The organism is Halobacillus sp. BBL2006, assembly GCF_000786645.1.
Classification (GTDB): domain Bacteria; phylum Bacillota; class Bacilli; order Bacillales; family Halobacillaceae; genus Halobacillus.
This window is the reverse complement of record NZ_JRNX01000375.1, coordinates 1-5,104: the sequence shown is the minus strand read 5'-3', so window position 1 is coordinate 5,104 and position 5,104 is coordinate 1. Positions and strand designations below refer to the sequence as shown.

Annotated in this window: 4 protein-coding genes; all 4 read right to left on the bottom strand. The window is 43.7% G+C overall.

The annotated features are described in order from the left end of the window. The coding region (locus tag LD39_RS11690) for a phospho-sugar mutase (RefSeq protein ID WP_035546584.1) at nucleotides 1–1,218 on the bottom strand (1,218 nt) is incomplete at its 3' end. Between the two features lie 14 nt (nucleotides 1,219–1,232). After that, nucleotides 1,233–2,207 (bottom strand): mannose-6-phosphate isomerase, class I, encoded by a 975-nt coding sequence (gene manA / locus LD39_RS11685; RefSeq protein WP_035546581.1) that lies wholly within the window; start codon nucleotides 2,205–2,207, stop codon nucleotides 1,233–1,235. Nucleotides 2,208–2,343: 136 nt separating this feature from the next. Further along, entirely contained in the window at nucleotides 2,344–3,747 is a 1,404-nt protein-coding gene (locus tag LD39_RS11680; protein WP_035546577.1) for a sucrose-specific PTS transporter subunit IIBC, read from the bottom strand. A 169-nt stretch (nucleotides 3,748–3,916) separates the two neighbouring features. After that, nucleotides 3,917–4,906 carry a LacI family DNA-binding transcriptional regulator gene (locus LD39_RS11675; RefSeq protein WP_035546575.1) on the bottom strand — a complete coding sequence of 330 codons (990 nt, stop codon included), beginning with the start codon at nucleotides 4,904–4,906 and terminating at the stop codon, nucleotides 3,917–3,919. Between the last annotated feature and the right edge of the window lie 198 nt (nucleotides 4,907–5,104).

The window sequence follows — 5,104 nt, the reverse complement described above, 5'->3', positions numbered from 1 at the left end:
GGCGAAGTCTTTAACAAGATAGCCATAGCTTTCTTCATACCCGAACAAGAATTTATGATCGCCCGTCTGCTCGTATTGACGGATTTTTTCACCGATGAATTTGAAGCCTGTCAACACGTCAAGCGTGCTGATATTGTGAGCGTTCGCAATAACACGGCCGAATTCAGAGGTCACAATCGTTTTGATGAGCTGACCGTTGTCGGGAAGGTTCGGTGTATGCTCCAAAATGTAGTCAAGCATCAAAGCCCCTGTCTGGTTCCCAGTAAGGACTTTAAACTCACCGTTTTCATCAGGCACAGCGACTCCCATACGGTCGGCATCCGGGTCTGTCGCTAGTAAGAGATCTGCCCCAATCGCTTTTCCTTGATCAATCGCCATTGCAAACGCCTGGTGCTCTTCAGGGTTTGGGGATTCGACTGTAGAAAATTCAGGATCCGGCTGTGCTTGCTCCTCTACAATATGAATGGAAGAGAAACCGCTTTGCATGAGTCCTTTTTCGACAAGGTCGCGGGCGGTTCCGTGTAAAGGAGTGAATACCAGAGAAATATCCTTTTCAATATCAGGCTGAACCGTTACAGCCTTCAGCTTTTCAAGATAAGCATTATCAACTTTTTCATCAATCCAGTTTAGAAGACCATTCTTCTCAAGCTCTTCTTGATCCGCTGCTTCCACATTTAGTTCATCTTCAACTTTATTAACGAAATTAATCATTGATTCCGCTTGCTTCGGAGGCAATTGTCCTCCATCTTCATTGTATGCTTTAAAGCCATTATATTCTGGAGGGTTGTGGCTTGCCGTAATCACGACTCCAGCAGCTGTCTGCAAATAACGCACAGCGAAAGAAAGTTCTGGTGTTGGTCGTAATGAGGTGAACACGTAAGAAGGGATACCGTGGTGCCCAAGTACGCGAGCTGTCTCAACAGCAAATTCTTTTGACATATAACGGGAGTCATATGCGATAGCCACTCCGCGGTTGGAAAGGCCTTGATCATTCACATACGTCGCCAGTCCTTCCGCTGCTCTCCGGATTGTATAAATGTTCATGCGGTTCGTACCTGGTCCTAATTTTCCGCGCATACCGCCAGTTCCAAACTCCAGGTTTTTATAAAAGGCATCTTCCAGAGATTGTTCATCAGATACGATTTCATTCAGTTGGTTCGATAGCTTTTCATCTAACTGACCGAACTCTTTCCAGCGATTGTATTCATTTTTCCACATGTACACCACTCCTTTTATAATTTACGCCCTTCGCTCTTATTTGAACGAGAGACGATGATCGACGCATTTCCTTCCATTGTGAACGTCTCAACTGACGCAGGCAAAATGAAATGATCCCCTTTTTCAAATGAAAAGGATCGATTGTTGATAAGGGTCTGACCTTCTCCCTCTAGGACACTGACTAATAAATAGGGCCCAGGGCGCAGCTCCCCGCTTCGGCCTTCCAGCTCCCAGTGATAGACAGAGAAATAATCCTCTTCGACAAGCGTTTCAATAACAAGATCCGCATCGTAGGATTTCTCCCGGTCGATCACAGGGTCTTCGTGCGGTACAGTCGTCACTTCAAGAGATTTGTCGAGGTGAAGTTCCCGCTTATTGCCGTCTTTTCCGACTCGATCGTAATCATAGACTCGGTAAGTAATATCCGAGCTCTGCTGGGTTTCGAGGATTTGAATTCCCTCACCAATCGCGTGAATTGTGCCGCTTGGAACATAGAAAAAGTCTCCAGGGTGAACTTGGATACGACGCAAAAGGCCTTCCCATTCTCCATTCTCCACCATACGCTCTAATTCCTGTTTATTTGACGCATGATGACCAAAAATTATTTCGGCTCCCTCTTCACAATCAATAACGTACCAACACTCGGTCTTGCCGTAGTTCTGCTTCTCTGTTTCACGTGCATATGTATCATCCGGATGGACTTGTACAGACAAATCCTTCTTGGAATCTAAAATTTTCACTAATAAAGGAAACTCTTCGCCTGCTTCACCGGCAAAAAGTTCACGATGTTCTCTCCATGCATCAGCAAGAGTCTTGCCTTTCAAAGGACCATTTAAGATCACATTCGAGCCATTCGCATGTCCAGAGATGCACCAGGCTTCTCCTATCTGCTCTGATGGAATGTCATAGTTAAATAGTTCGTTAAGTTTCGTTCCTCCCCAGATTCTTTCTTTAAACTCTGGCTGAAGGAATATTGGTTGATTGTACATCGTTACACCTCTTTCCCAAATCATACTCACCCTAATTGTACCATACCCGATGTCAAATCTTACAAAAACAGACCAGGTCTCCAAATGGAATTTACTGGATGGCCTGGTCTGGTAATGAATGGGAAGTCAATCCCGATTATTTGTTTTTCAGCATATCGTCGTTATAGCCGAATGCCCATGTAAGTCCGAATGCGACTCCGATTGCAATGCCGTTTGCGATAATGTAATTGATAAATGGAAGCAAGCCGTCCAAGTATAAAAGCGTACCTGGAATTACTGTGATCGCCATTCCGGTTCCAGCCAGTCCCATAAGAGAAGCGAAGAAACCGCCAGCAGCGCCACCGATCAGACCCATGACGAATGGTTTCATGTACCGAAGGTTTACACCGAAGATGGCAGGCTCTGTGATCCCAAGGAATGCGGAGAGCGCAGATGGAAGAGCCAAAGCTTTCATTTTCTTCTGTTTTGATTTCAAGCCAACAGCAAGTGCCGCTGCACCTTGAGCTGCGATTCCTGCTGAAATAATCGGGTTAAATGGGTTTTCTCCCAAACGCTCAAGCAATTGAATTTCCAGCAAGTTGAAGATGTGGTGCACCCCGGTGATTACGATTACCTGGTGCAAGCCACCGATGATTAGACCACTAAGTCCTAATGGAAGGTCGAGAATAACCCGTGTAGCAGAGAAAATGCCATTCTCTACGATATGGAAAATTGGTCCGATGATAAACAGTGCTGCTGTAATCATGATTAATAGTACTAAAAACGGTGTCAGAATTAAATCGAGTGCTTCCGGTATCTTCTTCCGTAAGGCTTTCTCGAGCTTCGCGCCTAATATACCTGTAATAAACGCGGGAAGCACAGAAGCCTGATACCCAACGACCGGGATAAAGCCAAAGAACATAATCGGTTCTACTTCGCCGCCGCCAATATCCCAGGCGTTCGGCAATGCAGGTGATACAAGCATCAACCCGATAACAATACCGAGCAGCGGACTGCCTCCAAATACTTTAAAGGTGGACCACGCCACTAACGCCGGCAGGAATATAAACGCCGTATCCGTCAGAATCTGCGTGAATAAAATGAAGTTTTCTGAAATGTCTTCAGGCGCCATTCCGAATAGAGCCAATATTTGCGGTTGAGTAACGAGGCCACGAAGCCCCATGAACAAACCGGTGGCAACGAGGGCCGGGATGATTGGAACGAAAACGTCCCCAAATGTGCGGATCCAGCGCTGGAACGTATTCCCCTGTTTTTTCGTTTCTTCTTTCATTTCAGATTTCGTCTTACCCTCAATGTTCAACTTCGTCACTTCTTCATAGATTCGATTGACCGTACCTGTTCCAAAAATGACTTGCAGCTGACCTGAGTTATAAAAAGCACCCTTTACTTTGTCAATCTCTTCGATTGCAGAAATGTCTGCTTTCTCTTTGTCGTTAAGCATAATCCGAAGACGTGTGGCACAGTGGGCAACAGATGCAATGTTCGCTTCTCCACCAGCGGCCTCAATGACTTGTTTAGCAATTTGTGAGTTTTCAGCCATCAATCATTCTCCTTTCTAGAATTAGTTTCAACATGTAATCGATTACACATTTGTTAAAAAAATAAAACGATTGAATAAGTGTTTATAAAGTGCAATTAAGTAAAATATCCTTCATTACTGGAATAAATTTCTTGTGTGAACGATTACATGATTGCGTTTTCATCTTGAACTATACACTATCTCGCAAGATTAGTCTATACGTTAGTTCAAATTTTTCGTCAATTTTTTTATCATTAATTTTACTCAATAACAGCTTGGCTGCTTTTTTCCCTGCATCCTTATTAAAGTAATCAATTGTCGTTAGAGATGGAGTGATGTATTTCGACATGTTGGAAGCACCGATCCCTACTACAGCTATGTCCCCAGGGATTTCATATCCTTGTTCTTTCAAATATTCCATTGCCCCGATTGCCATGCGGTCCGTAACAGCAAATAAAGCTGTCGGCTTATCTTCTCTACAGTTCTTCAGTATAGACTTCATCTGCTCATAACCTGATTCAATCGTAAAATCCCCTTGACCGATCATGGACTCATTCACCACAAGATCATGTTGCTGCATCATATCCCGATAGGCCTTTTCACGCACTCTCCCTACGGATGGATCCTCAGGGCTCACTCCGATGAATGCAATTTTTTCGTGCCCCTTATGAATCAGCATATTTGTTAGATCAGCTGACGCATGATAATCATCATAGACGAGCGACATGACCCCAGGCAGTTCTTGGCCGATTGCCAGAAACGGCAAATCTACTTGGCGAATCGTCTGAATCAATGCATCGTTGACGTTTGTTGCAAGCAAAATAATTCCATCCACGTGCCTGCTTTTTAGCAAACGGATGTAATCGATTTCTTTATTTTTATCGAGTTCGGTATCTGTAAGCAAAATTTGAAAGCCCTCTTTTGCTAACACTTCATTAATGCCGTTTACCACTCGCGTCGACGTTTCCGTGCTCAATCGCGGTAAAATTACACCGATGACACCAGAGCGTTTTGTTCGAAGAGATTTGGCTGATTGACTTGGCATATATCCAGTCTCTTCAACGATTTTCATGATGCGTTTGCGCACATCCTCGCTGACGTATCCACTATTATTTAAGGCCCTTGAGACCGTGGTCCGTGAGACATTGGCAAGTTGTGCAATATCATTAATTGTAGTCATTTCTTTCATCCTCCATGGAATCCTTTTCATATCATATCGTATTGAAAATGCTTTCATTTGTCTAGTCCTGAGACTTTATTTCCTATAAATTGGTTACTTATCTATTGGATCTTTTACTTATTAAAAAATCAATTGGTTCATCATAGTTATTCTACATAAGTGCATGATTGTTGAAGACTCGATTTCGAGATGTTTGTG